The sequence below is a fragment of the Falsirhodobacter halotolerans genome (assembly GCF_022899245.1).
GTDB classification, from domain to species: Bacteria; Pseudomonadota; Alphaproteobacteria; order Rhodobacterales; family Rhodobacteraceae; genus Falsirhodobacter; species Falsirhodobacter halotolerans.
In genome coordinates, this window is the sequence record NZ_JALJAZ010000001.1 from 646,798 (window position 1) to 662,068 (window position 15,271).

General features: G+C 67.6%; 14 protein-coding genes and 1 tRNA gene. 7 read left to right on the forward strand and 8 right to left on the reverse strand.

Annotated features, from left to right (window positions below):
* Positions 1–92 precede the first annotated feature (92 nt).
* The 3 genes from MU449_RS03520 to MU449_RS03530 are packed head-to-tail and all read left to right on the forward strand — an operon-like array spanning position 93 to position 3,344.
* Positions 93–1,049, forward strand: coding sequence for an MDR family oxidoreductase (locus MU449_RS03520; protein WP_244736629.1), 957 nt, complete (start codon positions 93–95; stop codon positions 1,047–1,049).
* Positions 1,050–1,051: 2 nt separating this feature from the next.
* The gene (locus tag MU449_RS03525) at positions 1,052–2,467 is read left to right on the forward strand and encodes a cryptochrome/photolyase family protein (RefSeq protein ID WP_425309931.1); all 1,416 of its coding nucleotides are present in this window, start codon (positions 1,052–1,054) and stop codon (positions 2,465–2,467) included.
* A gap of 4 nt (positions 2,468–2,471) precedes the next feature.
* Entirely contained in the window at positions 2,472–3,344 is an 873-nt protein-coding gene (locus tag MU449_RS03530) for an NUDIX domain-containing protein (protein ID WP_280517627.1), read from the forward strand.
* On the opposite strand, the gene MU449_RS03535 is transcribed toward MU449_RS03530, so the two are convergent.
* Together MU449_RS03535 and thrS are read right to left on the reverse strand one after the other, a co-directional pair.
* Entirely contained in the window at positions 3,325–3,822 is a 498-nt protein-coding gene (locus MU449_RS03535) for a cytochrome b (RefSeq protein WP_244736631.1), read from the reverse strand. The two genes, MU449_RS03530 and MU449_RS03535, sit on opposite strands and share 20 nt — an antisense overlap.
* A 44-nt stretch (positions 3,823–3,866) precedes the next feature.
* On the reverse strand, positions 3,867–5,807 hold the full coding sequence (gene thrS, locus MU449_RS03540; RefSeq protein ID WP_244736632.1) for a threonine--tRNA ligase: 1,941 nt from the start codon (positions 5,805–5,807) through the stop codon (positions 3,867–3,869).
* 126 nt (positions 5,808–5,933) lie between these two features.
* Between thrS and MU449_RS03545 the strand changes: the two genes are divergently transcribed.
* Positions 5,934–6,662: an alpha/beta hydrolase gene (locus MU449_RS03545; protein WP_244736633.1), complete on the forward strand. Its 729-nt coding sequence runs from the start codon at positions 5,934–5,936 to the stop codon at positions 6,660–6,662.
* On the opposite strand, the gene rimO is transcribed toward MU449_RS03545, so the two are convergent.
* Positions 6,659–8,050: a 30S ribosomal protein S12 methylthiotransferase RimO gene (gene rimO, locus MU449_RS03550; RefSeq protein WP_244736634.1), complete on the reverse strand. Its 1,392-nt coding sequence runs from the start codon at positions 8,048–8,050 to the stop codon at positions 6,659–6,661. The two genes, MU449_RS03545 and rimO, sit on opposite strands and share 4 nt — an antisense overlap.
* A gap of 32 nt (positions 8,051–8,082) precedes the next feature.
* The gene (gene fni / locus MU449_RS03555) at positions 8,083–9,093 is read right to left on the reverse strand and encodes a type 2 isopentenyl-diphosphate Delta-isomerase (RefSeq protein ID WP_244736635.1); all 1,011 of its coding nucleotides are present in this window, start codon (positions 9,091–9,093) and stop codon (positions 8,083–8,085) included.
* 96 nt (positions 9,094–9,189) lie between these two features.
* Here fni and MU449_RS03560 point away from each other — a divergent pair, with 96 nt between their 5' ends.
* On the forward strand, positions 9,190–10,107 hold the full coding sequence (locus MU449_RS03560) for a polyprenyl synthetase family protein (RefSeq protein ID WP_244736636.1): 918 nt from the start codon (positions 9,190–9,192) through the stop codon (positions 10,105–10,107).
* Positions 10,107–10,616: a sterol desaturase family protein gene (locus MU449_RS03565; RefSeq protein ID WP_244736637.1), complete on the forward strand. Its 510-nt coding sequence runs from the start codon at positions 10,107–10,109 to the stop codon at positions 10,614–10,616. The genes MU449_RS03560 and MU449_RS03565 overlap by 1 nt, the downstream gene beginning before the upstream one ends.
* On the opposite strand, the gene MU449_RS03570 is transcribed toward MU449_RS03565, so the two are convergent.
* The 4 genes from MU449_RS03570 to MU449_RS03585 form a co-directional block, all read right to left on the reverse strand.
* Positions 10,598–11,482 carry a phytoene/squalene synthase family protein gene (locus MU449_RS03570; protein ID WP_244736638.1) on the reverse strand — a complete coding sequence of 295 codons (885 nt, stop codon included), beginning with the start codon at positions 11,480–11,482 and terminating at the stop codon, positions 10,598–10,600. The two genes, MU449_RS03565 and MU449_RS03570, sit on opposite strands and share 19 nt — an antisense overlap.
* On the reverse strand, positions 11,479–12,933 hold the full coding sequence (locus MU449_RS03575) for a phytoene desaturase (RefSeq protein ID WP_244736639.1): 1,455 nt from the start codon (positions 12,931–12,933) through the stop codon (positions 11,479–11,481). Before MU449_RS03575 ends, MU449_RS03570 begins: the two co-directional genes overlap by 4 nt.
* A complete protein-coding gene (gene crtY, locus MU449_RS03580) occupies positions 12,930–14,063 on the reverse strand; it encodes a lycopene beta-cyclase CrtY (protein WP_244738959.1) in 1,134 nt (377 codons plus the stop codon). Before crtY ends, MU449_RS03575 begins: the two co-directional genes overlap by 4 nt.
* 70 nt (positions 14,064–14,133) lie before the next feature.
* Positions 14,134–14,208, reverse strand: a tRNA-Glu gene (locus MU449_RS03585).
* A 126-nt stretch (positions 14,209–14,334) separates the two neighbouring features.
* Between MU449_RS03585 and MU449_RS03590 the strand changes: the two genes are divergently transcribed.
* Positions 14,335–15,222, forward strand: coding sequence for a LysR family transcriptional regulator (locus tag MU449_RS03590; protein ID WP_244736640.1), 888 nt, complete (start codon positions 14,335–14,337; stop codon positions 15,220–15,222).
* Positions 15,223–15,271 lie beyond the last annotated feature (49 nt).

Here is a 15,271-nt window from a genome sequence, read left to right on the forward strand (position 1 = left end):
GGACGATAATCGCGCGGACCGCCCCATCGCAAGATGCGATCTTGGCACGGGGGGACGGACGCCTAAATCTTGGGCCAAACGGAGGGATCTGAATGTTCCGCGCGCTTCTGGTGTCCGACAACGGGCCGCCCGCCCTGCATCACCTGACCGAGGATGACCTGCCCGAGGGGGAGGTGACGGTCGCGGTCGAATGGTCCTCGCTGAATTACAAGGACGGGATGGTTCTGGCGGGGCGGGGCGGGTTGGTCCGCCGGTTTCCGCATGTGCCGGGGGTCGATCTGGCGGGGCGGGTGACGGCCTCGCAGGATGACCGATTCGCCGTGGGGGATCGGGTGATCCTGACCGGCTGGCATGTGGGCGAGCGTCATTGGGGCGGGTATGCCGAACGCGCGCGGGTGAAGGCCGATTGGCTGGTCCCGTGCCCCAAGGGCCTGTCCTTGCGCGATGCGATGGCGCTGGGCACGGCGGGGTTCACGGCCATGCAGGCGCTGGTCGCGTTGGAGGATCGGGGGATGGAGGCCGGGGCGGAGGTTCTGGTCACCGGCGCCTCGGGCGGGGTCGGGTCGGTGGCGGTGGCGCTTCTGGCCGACCGTTATCGCGTGGCGGCGATGACGGGGCGCGACGGATCCTATCTGCGGGATCTGGGCGCGGCGGAGGTGGTGCCGCGCCCATCGGGCGACGCGCGCCCGCTGGACAGTGCCCGCTGGGGCGGGGCGATCGACGCGGTGGGGGGGGACGGGCTGGCCCATGTGCTGGCCGCGATGCGCCCCGGCGCGGGCGTGGCGGCGATCGGGCTGGCGGGGGGCGCATCGGCGCATCTGTCGCTGATCCCGCTTTTGCTGCGGGGCGTGGCGCTTCTGGGGATTGATTCGGTCACCTGTCCCGCGCCGTTGCGCACCCGCATCTGGGACCGGCTGGCGAACGAGATGCCGCGCGATAAGTTGCAGGCCATGACATACGAGATCGACTTGACCGACCTGCCCGGACATGCGGCGAAAATCCTGAACGGCGATGTGCGGGGGCGGACGGTGGTCCGCGTCGCCCGATGACCATGATCCTGTGGCTTCGGCGCGATCTGCGCACCAGCGATTCGCCCGCGCTGACCGCGGCGCTGGACAGCGGGTGCCCGCTGGTTCCGGTCTTCATCCTCGACCCAGAAACGGAGGCCACGGCCGCCGCCCCGAAATGGCGGCTGGGCGAGGCGATCGGCCATTTTGCCAAACGATTGGAGGAAAAGGGCAGCCGCCTGATCCTGCGGCGCGGCAAGGCCGAGGAGGTGCTGCCCGCGCTGGCGGCCGAGGTGGGCGCGTCGGATGTCCACTGGACCATCCTGCACGACCGCGCCGCGCGGGACCGCGACGGACGCGTGGCCAAGGCGCTGCAGGCCAAGGGCATCGCCGCCCATGCCCATCACGGGCACACCTTGGTCCCGCCCGAGGCGATCTCGACCGGGGCGGGCGGGCATTACAAGGTCTATACCCCCTTCTGGAACGCGCTGCGCAAACATGGGGTGGCGGCCCCCGCGCCGTCGCATCGCAGCTTCCACGCGCCCGAAACCTGGCCCGCATCGGACCGGCTGGGGGATTGGGCGATGGGGGCGGCGATGAATCGCGGTGCGGCGGTCGTGGCACCCTATGCCGTGGTGGGGGAAGAGGCCGCCAGCGCCCGGTTTCGCGCCTTCCTCAAACGCCTTGACGCCTATCCCCGCGCGCGGGACGACATGGGGGAGGAGGGGACGTCGGGGCTGTCGGAAAACCTGACCTATGGCGAAATCGGGCCCCGGACCCTGTGGCACGCGGGGATGGAGGCGCTGCACGACGGATCGAAGGGCGCAGAGCTGTTCCTGCGCGAACTGGCCTGGCGCGATTACGCCCATCACCTGCTGTGGCACACGCCGCATCTGCCCGACCGAAGCTGGCGCGACGGGTGGCAGGATTTCCCGTGGCGCAAGGAGTCCAGGGATGCCGAGGCGTGGCGGCAGGGCCGGACCGGCCAGCCCATCGTCGATGCCGCGATGCGCGAACTGTTCGTGACCGGCACGATGCACAATCGCGCGCGGATGATCGTGGCAAGCTATCTCACCAAACACCTTCTGACCGATTGGCGCATCGGGTTGGCCTGGTTCGAGGAGACGTTGACCGACTGGGATCCGGCCTCGAACGCGCTCAATTGGCAATGGGTGGCCGGGTCGGGGCCGGATGCCTCGCCCTTCTTCCGCATCTTCAACCCGGAAACGCAGGCGAAGAAGTTCGATGCCAAGGGCGCTTATGTCGCCCGCTGGCGGGCCGAGGGGCAGGCGCATCCGCCCAAGACCGCGCTGGCCTTCTTCGACGCCGCACCTCGGTCATGGAAGCTGGACCCGAAGGCCAAGCCCGCCCCGGCCCTGGTCGATCTGGGGGCAGGGCGGCAACGGGCGCTGGACGCTCTGGCGTCGATGCGCGAAGATCGGGCGAATTCCGAGGATTGACGCCATGACCACCGACATCCGCACCCGCCCCGTGCAACAGATCGTGGACGGGGACGACGCCGCGCAGGTGACGGCGCGGCGTGCCTTCTTTCAAGCCGTGACGGCGGGCGACGTGGTCGATGATCCGGCGGGCCGGTTCCTTGCGCGCGATGTCATGGCGCTGATGGGCGCGCGCGATGCGGCGCAGGTCGCGCGGCGTCTGGGGCAGATGCGCGTCGCCGCAACCAGCCGCGCGCGGGCCGAGGCCGCCCCGACAACGCGCCGCCACGATGCCATGCCGCAGGACATCCACGAGGTCCGGCGCATCCAGCCCTACGCCCACTTCTTTGCCGTGGAGGAATACGATCTGACGTTCCGCCGCTTCGACGGCACGCCAAGCGAGGTTGTCAATCGGGCCGTCTTCATCTCGGGCGATGCGGTGACGGTGCTGCCCTATGATCCCGTGCGCGACCGCGTGCTGGTGGTGGAGCAGTTCCGCCCCGGCCCCTACGGCCGCGACGATCCGCAGCCATGGCAGATCGAGGCGATCGCGGGCCGCATCGACGCGGGCGAAACGCCCGAGGTGGCCGCGCGCCGCGAGGCGGTGGAGGAGGCGGGCCTGACCCTTGAGGGGTTGGAGCGGGTGTCGTCCTTCTATCCTTCGCCGGGGGCGAAGGCGGAATTCATCTATGCCTATGTCGCCGTGACCGATTTGCCGGACGATGCGGCGGGGGTGTTCGGGATGGAGGGGGAGGCGGAGGACATTCGCGGCCACCTCATGTCCCTGTCCGACCTGATGGGGCTGGTGGCGAGCGGCGAGGTGCAGAATGCCCCGTTGATCATCACCGCCCTGTGGCTTGAGCGCGAGGCCGCGCGGATCAGAGCATCCGGCCCATGACCCCGTCGCGGCGCAGCCCGTGCCGCGCTGCCGCCGCCATGTGCAGCAGGGTCAGACCGATGATGACGTAATGCGCGGCCCAGTGGACGCGCTTGGCGGTGTCGGCCACCTGCGGATCGCCTTCCATGCGCGGCAGGCCCAGCAGGTCCACGATCTCCAGCGGGAACCCCCCGGCGGTGACGCGGACATAGCCCGACACCCCCAGAACGATCAGCGTGGCATAAAGCGCCCAATGCGTGGCCTTCGCCACCCCCGCCAGCGGAACGGTCAGGGGGGGTGGCGGGCTGATCGCGCGCCAGGCCAGCCGCAGGGCCACCAGAATCAGGATCACCACGCCGACATTCTTGTGAAACAGGAACAGCGCGTCGCCGAAGGGCGCATCGTCGCGCACCATCAGAAGGCCGGCCGCAATCGTCGCCAGAACCAGAACGGCGGTGATCCAGTGCAAGGCCCGGGCCGGTGCGCGGTAGCGTGTCATAGAGGTGCCTCCCGCGCCGATGATGGCACGGAAGGCGGGCCCGGTCACCGGGGGATTGCCGAATCCGCCGATAGGCTGGCGACGATGTCGTCCAGCGTGGCGCTTTCGGTCCGGGTTTCGCCCAGACGGCGGACGGAGACGGTGCGCTCCTCCACCTCGCGCATGCCGACGGCGAGGATGACCGGCACCTTGCCCACCGAATGTTCGCGGACCTTGTAGTTGATCTTTTCGTTGCGCAGATCGGTTTCGGCCCGCACGCCCGCGGCCTTCAGCGCCTCGGCCACCTCGCGCGCGTAATCGTCGGCATCCGACACGATGGCCGCCACGACCACCTGACGCGGGGCCAGCCAGAAGGGCAGCTTGCCGGCATAGTTTTCGATCAGGATGCCGATGAACCGTTCAAAGCTGCCCAGAACCGCGCGGTGCAGCATGTAGGGACGGTGCTTGCCGCCATCCTCGCCGATATATTGCGCGTCCAGCCGTTCGGGCAGGTTGGGATCGACCTGGAACGTGCCGCACTGCCATTCGCGGCCGATCGCGTCGGTCAGCTTGAAATCCAGCTTGGGGCCGTAGAAAGCGCCGTCGCCCTCGTTGATCTCGTAGGGCAGGCCCAGCTTCTCGATCGCGCCCTTCAGCGCGCCTTCGACCTTGTCCCACTGTTCGTCGGTGCCGATGCGGACATCGGGGCGGGTGGACAGCTTGATGTCGAACTTTTCGAACCCAAGATCGCGATAGACTTCGGACAGAAGCGAGATGAAGCCCGCGCATTCGCTTTCGATCTGATCCTCGGTGCAGAAGATGTGGCCATCGTCCTGCACGAAGCCGCGCACCCGCATCAACCCGTGCATGGAGCCCGAGGATTCGTAGCGGTGGCAGGACCCGAACTCGGCCAGCCGCAGCGGCAGGTCGCGATAGGATTTCATGCCGTGGTTATAGACCTGCACATGGCAGGGGCAGTTCATCGGCTTCAGCGCGTTGATGCGCTTTTCCTTGGCGCCTTCCTCGTCCACCTCGACGATGAACATATTCTCGCGATAGGCTTCCCAGTGGCCGGACTTTTCCCACAGGATGCGGTCCAGCACCTGCGGCGTGCGGATTTCCTTATACCCCGCCGCGCGCTGCTTGCCGCGCATGTAATCTTCCAGCGTGCGATAGATCTGCCAGCCGTTCGGATGCCAGAACACCATGCCCGGCGCTTCTTCCTGCAGGTGGAACAGCTCCATCTCGCGGCCCAGCTTGCGGTGGTCGCGCTTGGCGGCTTCCTCCAGCATCAGAAGATGGGCTTTCAGATCCTCGCGGTTCTTGAAGGCCACGCCATAGATGCGCTGCAACATGGGCCGCGTGCTGTCCCCCAGCCAATAGGCCCCGGCGACCGAGGTCAGCTTGAACGCATCCGCCGGAAGCTGTCCGGTGTTCTGCAGGTGCGGGCCACGGCACAGGTCCATCCAGGGCCCGTGCCAATACATGCGGATCGGCTCATCGCCCGGAATGCGGTCCAGGAGTTCGACCTTGAACGGCTCGCCCGCCGCCTCGTAATGGGCGCGGACGCGGGGGCGGTCCCAGACCTCGGTCTTCACCGGCTCGCGCGCGTTGATGATGTGCTTCATCTTCGCCTCGATCGCGCCAAGGTCTTCGGGCGTGAACGGTTCCGCCCGGTCGAAATCATAGAACCAGCCCTGATCGCGGACGGGGCCGATGGTGACCTTCACGTCCGGCCACAGCTCCTGCACCGCGCGGGCCATGACGTGGGCGAAATCGTGGCGGATCAGCTCCAACGCCTGGGCGTTGTCCTGCATGGTGTGGATGGCGATGCTGGCATCCTCGTCGATCGGCCATTGCAGGTCGTGATGCGCGCCGTTCACCGTGGCCGAGATGGCCTTCTTGCCAAGGCTGGTGGAGATGGCCGAGGCCACATCGCCGGGCGTGACGCCCGCGTCGAAGGCGCGTTGATTGCCATCGGGAAAGGTCAGGGTGATCTGGGCCATATGCGGCTCCTCGTCGGTTTGGCGCCCACGGAACGCCCGGTTGCGGGTATGTCGCAGGGGTTGTCGCGGGGCGGGGCTGGAAAGTCAACCGCGCCCCGCGCTAGGGTGCGATCAAAGGAGACACCCATGACCGATTTTCTGACCACGCCCGAGGGCCGCCGCATCGCCTATGACCTGACCGTGGGGGCGGGCCCGGCGGTGGTGTTCCTGGGCGGTTTCCGTTCCGACATGGAGGGGACGAAGGCGCTGGACCTTCGCGATTGGGCCGCCGCGCAGGGGCGGACCTTCCTGCGGTTCGATTATTCCGGCCACGGCCTGTCGGGCGGACGGTTCGAGGATGGGTGCATCGGCGATTGGTATGAGGATGCCCGCGCCGCCCTGTCGCTGGTGGCGGGGCCGGTCGTTCTGGTCGGATCGTCGATGGGGGGCTGGATTTCACTTCTGCTGGCGCGCGAGATGCCGGAGCGGGTGGCGGCCTTCGTCGGCATCGCCGCCGCGCCCGACTTCACCGAAGATCTGATGTGGGACGCCTTTGACGAGGATCAGCGCGCGCAGGTCATGGCGGGCGTCTATCCCATGCCGTCCCCATACGGCGAGCCGACGCCGATCACGCGGCGTCTGATCGAGGATGGGCGGGAGCGGCTGGTCCTGCGCTCGCCCCTGGCCTTCGGGTTCCCCGTGCGGCTGCTGCAAGGGACGGCGGATGCGGATGTGCCGGTTTCGGTCGCCATGCGCCTGATCCAGCATATCGACGGGCCGGACAAACAGATGATGGTGATCGGCGGGGCGGACCATCGGTTCTCCACCCCCGAATGTCTGCGGGAAATCCGGCGGGTGGTGGCGGAGGTCGCCTAGACCTGCCGCCCCCAGAGGTCGTATTCGCTGGCCTCTTCCACCCGCACGGTGACCATGTCACCCGGCTTCAGCCCCTCGAACCCTTCGTCGATGAACAGGTTGCCGTCGATTTCGGGCGCGTCGGCCTTGGTGCGGCAGGTGGCGCCGTCGGAGTCCACCTCGTCCACGATGACCTGTTGCAGGCTGCCGACCTTGGCCGCCAGCTTCGCCTCGGAAATGGCTTGGGCCTTTTCCATGAAGCGGTCCCAGCGGTCCTGCTTCACCTCGGGGGCCACATGGTCGGGCAAGAGGTTCGACCGCGCCCCCGCGACGTTTTCGTATTGGAAGCAGCCGACGCGGTCCAACTGCGCCTCGTCCAGCCAATCGAGCAGGGTCTGGAACTCGGCCTCCGTCTCGCCCGGATAGCCGACTATGAAGGTGGAACGCAGGGTGATGTCGGGGCAGGCGGCGCGCCAGGCCGCGATTTCGTCCAGCGTCCTGGCCGCCGCCGCCGGACGCGCCATGCGGCGCAACGTGTCGGGATGGGCGTGCTGGAACGGAATGTCGAGGTAGGGGAGCACCAGCCCCTCCGCCATAAGCGGAATCAGGTTGCGCACATGGGGATAGGGATAGACGTAATGCAGCCGCACCCACGCGCCGAGCTGCCCCAGTTCCCGCGCCAGATCGGTGATGTGCGCCCGCACCTCGCCGCCCTTCCACGGGGCCATGTCGTGCTTGCGGTCCACGCCATAGGCGGAGGTGTCCTGGCTGATGACCAGCAGTTCCTTGACGCCCGCATCGACCAGCTTCTCCGCCTCGCGCAGGATGGCGTGGGCCGGGCGGCTGGCCAGCTTGCCGCGCATGTCGGGGATGATGCAGAACTTGCAGGCGTGATTGCAGCCTTCGGAAATCTTGAGATAGCTGTAATGGCGGGGCGTCAGGCTGACGCTTTGCTGGGGCAGCAGATCGACGAAGGGATCGGGCTTCGGCGGCACGGCCTTGTGCACGGCGTCCAGCACCGCCTCATACTGGTGGGGGCCGGTGACGGCCATGACCTTGGGGTGCGCGCCGGTGATGTATTCGGGGTCGGCCCCCAGACATCCGGTGACCAGAACCTTGCCGTTTTCGCGCAGCGCCTCGCCGATGGCGTCCAGACTTTCGGCCTTGGCGGAATCGAGAAACCCGCAGGTGTTGACGATGACCGCATCCGCGCCCTTGTAATCGGGGCTGATCGCATATCCTTCCGCCCGCAGGCGGGTCAGGATGCGTTCGCTGTCCACCAGCGCCTTGGGGCAGCCAAGGCTGACCATGCCGATGGTCGGCTGGCCCGCGCGCGGGTTGGCGTCGATCTGGATCTTCGGGGCAAGATCCGGGCGGAGGTTCGGCGGGTTCTGGGTCATCGCGCGCATATAGACGACGCGCGGCCTTCGCGGAAGGGGATTTACAGCAGTTCGGCCATGCGCAGGGCGGCAAGATCGCGTGATCCGGTGCAGAAGCAGGCAACGCGCAACTGCCCTTCCAGAACGGCGAAGGCGTCGGCCACCGCCTCCGGCCCCTGCACGGCGGCGGGCAGGATCGCCCCCGCCACCCCCGCCATGTCCGCCCCAAGGCGCACCGCGCGCGCCACGTCCAACCCCGTGGCGATCCCGCCCGAGGCGAGGACCGTCGCGTCGGGGCAGGCGGCGCGGACCTGCCGGATGGAGGTGGCGGTGGGAATGCCCCAGTCGGCGAACGCGTCCGCGATGGCGGCCCGGACGGGATCGGTGTTGCGGGCCGCCTCCACCGCCGCCCAGCTTGTGCCGCCCGAACCGGCGGTGTCGAAGATGCCGACGCCCTCATCCGCCAGGCGTCGGGCGAGTGTGCCCGACAGGCCCGCGCCCACCTCCTTCACCACCAGCGGAACATCCAGATGGCGGGCCAGCGCCCCGATCTTCGCCGGAAGGTCGCGCCAGTCGCGGTCGCCCTCGGGCTGCAGCGCCTCCTGCAATGGGTTCAGATGGATGATGAGGGCGTCGGCCCCGATCCCCTCCACCGCGCGGCGGGCATGGTCCACGCCGTAGCCGAGGTTCATTTGCGCCGCGCCCAGATTGGCCAGAATTGGAATGTCCGGGGCCAGCCGCCGCAGGTCGGCATCCAGGCCCCCGGCGGCCCCATCCTCCAACGCGACGCGCTGCGACCCGACGGCCAGCGCCACCCCCGTTGCCTGACAGGCGATGGCAAGATTACGGTTGATGTCCGCCGCCCGCGCCGGTCCGCCCGTCATCGAACTGACGAAGATCGGCAAGGCGACGGGGCGGTTCAGAAAGCGGGTGGACAGGTCCACCGCATCCATGTGCAGATCCGGCAGGGCGTTGTGGGCAAAGCGCACCGCGTTCAGCCCCGTGTCCCCCGACCCCGCCGCCCGACCGTCCAGCACGATGTCCAGATGCTGCGACTTTCGTTCCGTGGTCATGAGGTTTCCGCAGGTTGGGTTTGACAAGGGGGGCCTTGCTTCCAGATAGTCGCACTGACAGCCCCGGCAAACCGAAGCGATCGCATACTTATGAACATGACGCCAGACCTGCACCCCGGACCGCGCCATGCCGAAACCTTCGACCGGTTTCGCGCGGCGCTGGACCACCGGCTTGAGGTGGTGCTGGGCGCCACGTCCGACGCGCCATCGCGGTTGCGTCAGGCTTCGTCGCAAGCGGTGCTGAGCCCCGGCAAGCGGATGCGCCCTTTCATCCTGCATCTGGTGGCGGGGCGGATGGATGCGGCGGTTCTGGATGCCGGCGTGGCGCTTGAGATGGTGCACTCGGCCTCTCTCATCCTGGACGATCTGCCTTGCATGGATGATGCGCATCTGCGGCGCGGGGCGGCGGCGACCCATGTGACCTGGGGGGAGGCGACGGCGATTCTGGGGGCCGTGGGGCTGTTGAACCAGTCCTTCGGTGTTCTGGGCGCGGTGGAGGCGACGGACGCGCAGCGCGTGGCGCTGGTCCGGGTCATGTCGGACGCCGTGGGCTGGAACGGGCTGGTCGCGGGGCAGGATTACGACGTGAACGGCCCGGAAGGGACGGGCAGCGTGGATCACATCGACCGCGTCAACCGGATGAAGACCGGCGTCCTGCTGATCGCCGCGGCCGAGATGGGGGCGATTCTGGCAGGGCGTTCCGACGATTGCCGTGCCCATCTGCGCCGGTTCGCGGGCGATCTGGGCCAGGCGTTCCAGATCGCCGACGATCTGGGGGATGCGCTGAAATCGCGGGTCGAATTCGGCAAGGACGTGGGCAAGGATGCGGGCAAGGACACGCTGGTCGCGCGTCTGGGGCCGGAACTGGCGCTGCGCCGCTGTCTGGACCTGCTGCTTCAGGCGCAACATGCGCTGGAGGCGGCGGGCCTGGACTTCGCGCCCTTCCACTGGATGATCGGGCAGGTGTTCGACCGCGATCTGCTGATTGCCCGCGTGGGCAAGGGGGCGGCGTGATGTCGTGGATCCTGCCGATCGTCGTCGTCATCGCCACGGTGGCCTTCATGGAATGGGTGGCGTGGGCGTCGCACAAATACATCATGCACGGCTGGGGCTGGGGTTGGCACAAATCCCACCACGAGGAAACGCACGGCATGTTCGAACTGAACGACCTTTATGCCGTCGTCTTCGCGCTGTTTTCCATCGGGCTGTTCGTGGCGGGGGAATGGCTGTGGCGTCCGGCGACCTGGCTGGGGATCGGTGTGCTGATCTATGGGATCCTATATTTCATCGCCCATGACGGGCTGGTGCACAAACGCTGGCCGTTCCACTACATCCCGCGCAAGGGCTATGCCAAACGTCTCTATCAAGCGCACCGCCTGCATCACGCGGTGGAGGGGAAGGAAGGCTGCGTGTCCTTCGGCTTCATCTGGGCCAGGCCGGTGAAAACGCTGGTGAAAGAGCTGGACCAGAACAAACGCGCCGACCGCAACCTGATGCGCGACGTTCAGGAAGGGCGGGAATAAAGCCCGACCCGCGGCGACGGCGTGCGGAACCGGCTGCGGGCCACATCGCCCAAGGCGGCGGTGAACAGCGCGGCCTTTTCGGCCTTCGTGGTGCTGATCCGCCGCTCCCACGCCTCCGGCCCGCCCTTGCGCAGCTTTTCCCCGATGGCGCGATAGACGCGGCGGGCGGCGGCGATGGCCAGGGCCGAACGCGGCGGCAATTCCGCGATGCCGTCCAGCGCGCTGTCGTAATACGCCTCGGCCATGTCCAGAAGCCGCAGCGCGGCGGCATAGCGGGTGGGGGTGGCCGCCAGGATATCATCGGGGATATAGCATCGGCCCGCCGCCGCATCCTCCATCACGTCGCGCGCGATGTTGGTCAGCTGGAACCCGATCCCAAGGTCGGAGGCGCGGTCCAGTGTCCGTTCGTCCCGCACGCCCATGATCTGAGCCATCATCACCCCGACGACCCCCGCCACGTGGTAGCAATAGGTCAGAAGATCGTCGGTCGTGGCGTAGTGCTTTTCCTCCACATCCATCGCGAATCCGTCGATCAGCGCCAGAGGATGACGCGGCGGAATGGCGTTGCGTTCCACCACCCGGCGCAGGGATTCGAAGACGGGATCGGTCTGCGGCGCGCCGTGCAGCGCGGCCTCGGTCTGGGCGCGCAGGGTGACCAGCCGCGCGCGCTGTCCCGCGCGGAAATCGGCGCGCTGGGCGTGGCCCAGATCCTGCCCGTCGATCACGTCATCCGCGTGGCGGCACCAGGCATAGAGCATGACGCAATCGGCCCGCACATCCGCCGGAAAAATCCGCGCGGCGGCGGCAAAGCTTTGCGACCCCTTGGCGATCGACGCCTCGGCCCCGCGCAGAACGGCGTCGGTCATATCATCAGCCCCGCCGTCGCCTCGGCCGAACCGACGACGCCCGGAATGCCTGCGCCGGGATGGGTGCCCGCGCCGACGATATACATGTTCGTCAACCGCTCGTCCCGGTTGTGGGGGCGGAACCACGCGCTTTGGGTCAGGATCGGCTCGATGGAAAACGCGCTGCCGTGATGGGCGTTCAGCTCATCGCGGAAATCGAAGGGAGTGAAGTGGCGCACGGTCATCAGATCGCGGCGCAGGTTGGGGATATACCGCGCCTCAAGGTAATCCAGAATCCGGTCGCGGTATTGGGGCCCCACCACGTCCCAGTCGATCGCGGCCTGCCCCAGATGCGGCACGGGCGAAAGGACGTAATAGGCGCTGCACCCTTCGGGGGCCAGGCTGTCATCCGTGACCGAGGGCGCGTGGAGATAGAGCGAAAAGTCGTCCGGCAGGTCGTGGCCGTGAAAAATCTCCTGGATCAGATCGCGGTAGCGGTTGCCGAACAGGACCATGTGGTGCCGCAGGTCCGGCCGCGCGCCGCGCAGCCCGAAATAGGTGACGAAAAGCGACATCGAATGGCGTTTCGCCGCCAGCTTTTCCCCCTTCGGATCGGCCAGCAGCTTGCGGTAGGTGTGGACCACATCGGCGTTCGACGCGATCATGTCGAAGGGCTGACGCGTGCCGTTCACGCGCAGGGCGGTGGCGCGGTTGCCTTCGGTGTCGATCCCCTCCACCTCGGCGTTGCAATGGATGGTGCCGCCCAGATCCTGGAACAGGTTCACCATCCCGTGCACCAGCGCCCCCGTGCCGCCCTTGGCGAACCAGACCCCGCCCTGACGTTCCAGCGCATGGATCAGGGCATAGATCGACGAGGTCTCGAACGGGTTGCCGCCGACCAGCAGGGTGTGGAAGCTGAACGCCTGCCGCAACTGGTCGTCCTTGATGAATTTCGCCACCATGGAATAAACGCTGCGCCAGCTTTGCAGCCGGGCCAGTTGCGGCCCCGCCTTGATCATCGACTTGAAATGCAGGAACGGCACTGTGCCCAGCTTTTCATACCCCTCGCGATAGACGTCGCGGGAATAGGCGAGAAAGCGGCGATAGCCTTCCACGTCCTCGGGGCTTTTGGCGGCGATCTGCGCGTCGATGGCGTCCTGATCGTCGGCGTAATCGAAGCGATAGCCGTCCTCCCAGCACAGCTGATAGAACGGGGTGACGGGCAGCAGGGTGACGTAATCCTCCATCCGCCGCCCCGACAGCGCCCACAGCTTCTTCAGGCAGTCCGGGTCGGTGATGACCGTCGGCCCCGCATCGAAGGTGAAGCCCGCATCGCGATAGACATAGGCCCGCCCGCCGGGCAGGTCGCGCTTTTCGAACACGGTCGTCTGGATGCCCGCCGATTGCAGGCGGATGGCCAGCGCCAGACCTCCCAGGCCCGCACCGATGACGGCGGCGTTACGTTCGGTCATGGCAGGGTCCTTCGGGGCAGGGCGCGCAGGGCACGGGGAATGGAGACGGGTGGTTTGCCGATCAGGATGCGGGCCATATCGGCGGGCGTGGTCCGTCCGGCATAGAAACGCGCAATCAGCGGCTCGGGCAAGGTGTAGAATCGCTGCATCACATGGCGGCGCTGGGCGGGGTCGGCCGCGCGGAACAGCATCCGGTTCAACATGCGGTAAAAGCCCTGCCGTCTGGCACGGGTCAGCGCGTCGGACGTCAGATGGCGGGCCAGCGCCTCCGACCCCTCGTGCCAATGCCGCGCGACGACATTCGCGGTGCGCACGGCGTCGGGCAGGGAATAGCCGGTGACGGGATGGAACTGCGCCGCCCGCATCCCGATGCGGGGCAGGGCCGCATCCGCCCAGAACCGCGCCGCGTCGTAGTCGAGCGCGAGGGGGAGGGAGGACGTCTCCTCGGCCAGCACATCGGCGATGGTCCAGCCTTGGCCTTGGGCATAGGCGGCGATGCCCGCGCGAAAGGCCTTGGCATCCACCTCCGGCCCATCGGAATACCGCGTATCCTCGATCAGCAGGCGGGTCGGTGAAAACGGCAAAAGATAGACGAAGCGATAGCCGTCGAGCTGATCGACGGTGGCGTCCATGATGACGGGGCGGGTCAGGCCGTGGGGGGCGGTCAGCGCCACCTCTTGCCCCAGGAACTTCTGCCAGGCCACCCGCAGCGCGGGGTGGGGCGCGGCCCCGCGGGCGTCGATGACCAGCGGCGCGCGCAGGGCGGTGCCGTCCACCGTCAGATGGTCGGCGGCCAGCGTCGTCACCTGTCCCTGCACGATGCGGACCCCGCAATCGGCCACGGCGCGGGCCATCGTTTCGGGGCGGATGGTGGCATATCCGCTGTCCAACGTCCGGCGGTAATCGGGAAAGCGCACGTCCTGCCCCTGCCAGCGCGCGGCGATCGCGGGGGAGATCCAGCGCAGATCGTCCCCGGTGACGTCATCGTCGTGAAACGACCATGTGCGGCCCACGAACGGGGTGGCGCTGTCGATCAAGGTGACGCGGGGGGCATCCGGCAGGGCGCGCAGGCGCAGCGCCGTCAGCGCGGCGGCCAGTCCCGCCCCCGCAATCGCGATATCCGTATCCATCAAGCCCCCGCGCCTTTCCCGCGAACCTAGCGGAGACAGGGGAAATGGCGAGGCAAATCTTTGGAAAATGTGGCAGCCCGTAGGGGAGTCGAACCCCTCTTTTCAGGTTGAAAACCTGACGTCCTAACCGATAGACGAACGGGCCACACTGGGATGGGCGGTGCATACTGTCCGGGCCGTCACCGCGCAAGGGGAAAAGACACGAGGCGGGGATTTTTCTGCTGCGCCCGCCGTCTTGACGGGGGCGGCCGGGCGGGGATGATGGCGCATCATGTTCGGGTTCCGCGACATCTTCATCATTCAGGCCATCGTGCAGCACGGGGGCTTTCGCGCCGCGTCGGATGCGACGGGGGTGGCGCAGTCGGCCATCTCGCGCCGGGTGCGCCATCTGGAGGATCGGATGAAGATCACGATCTTCGAACGCGACGGGCGCGGGGTGCGCCTGACCGCCGTGGGCCGCCGCCTGCTGGAGGAGGCGGAGACCCTGATCACCCAGCGCGACCGGATCCTGGACGAATTGACGCAGAACGTCATGGCGGGGGTGGTCCGGTTGGGCGTGGCCGAAACCCTCAGCCATACGGTCCTGCCGCGGATGCTGACCGAATTGCGCCGCCGCCACCCCCTGCTGCGGTTCGAGATTTCGGTCGATACGTCCGAGCAGATGGCCCGGATGCTGGTGGCGGACCAGTTGGACGTGGCGATGCTGCTGCGCGATCAGGCCCCGCGCGAGGCGACGGTGGCGCCGCTGCCGCCCGTCAGCCTGGGGTGGTTCGTCTCTGCCGTGCATTTCACCGTGGCGCAGCCCGCCAACGTGGCCGACATCGCGCATCTGCCCATCGTCACCTTTCCCAAGGGAACCCTGCCGCACCGTCAGGTGGATCACCTGCTGTCGCCCACGCGACGGCAGGCGGCGGTCGTGCACGGGTCGGCCTCGCTCGCCACGATGCTGCAACTGGTGGATCAGGGGTTCGGCATCGGCACCATTCCCCACGATCTGGTCGCCGGCTGGCCGCAGGTTCATCTGCACGAGGTGATCGTCACGCCCGAGGCGCGGCTGCCGGATCTGGAATTCGTCATCTGCCACATGCCCGACCGCAACGAAAAGATCGGGCGCGAGGTGACGTCCGCCGCCTTGGGGTTGGACGCACCGATGCCGTAAGGGCATCGGTATTGGATAAGATTGCCTTCTTGATGCGATGGGATGCGGC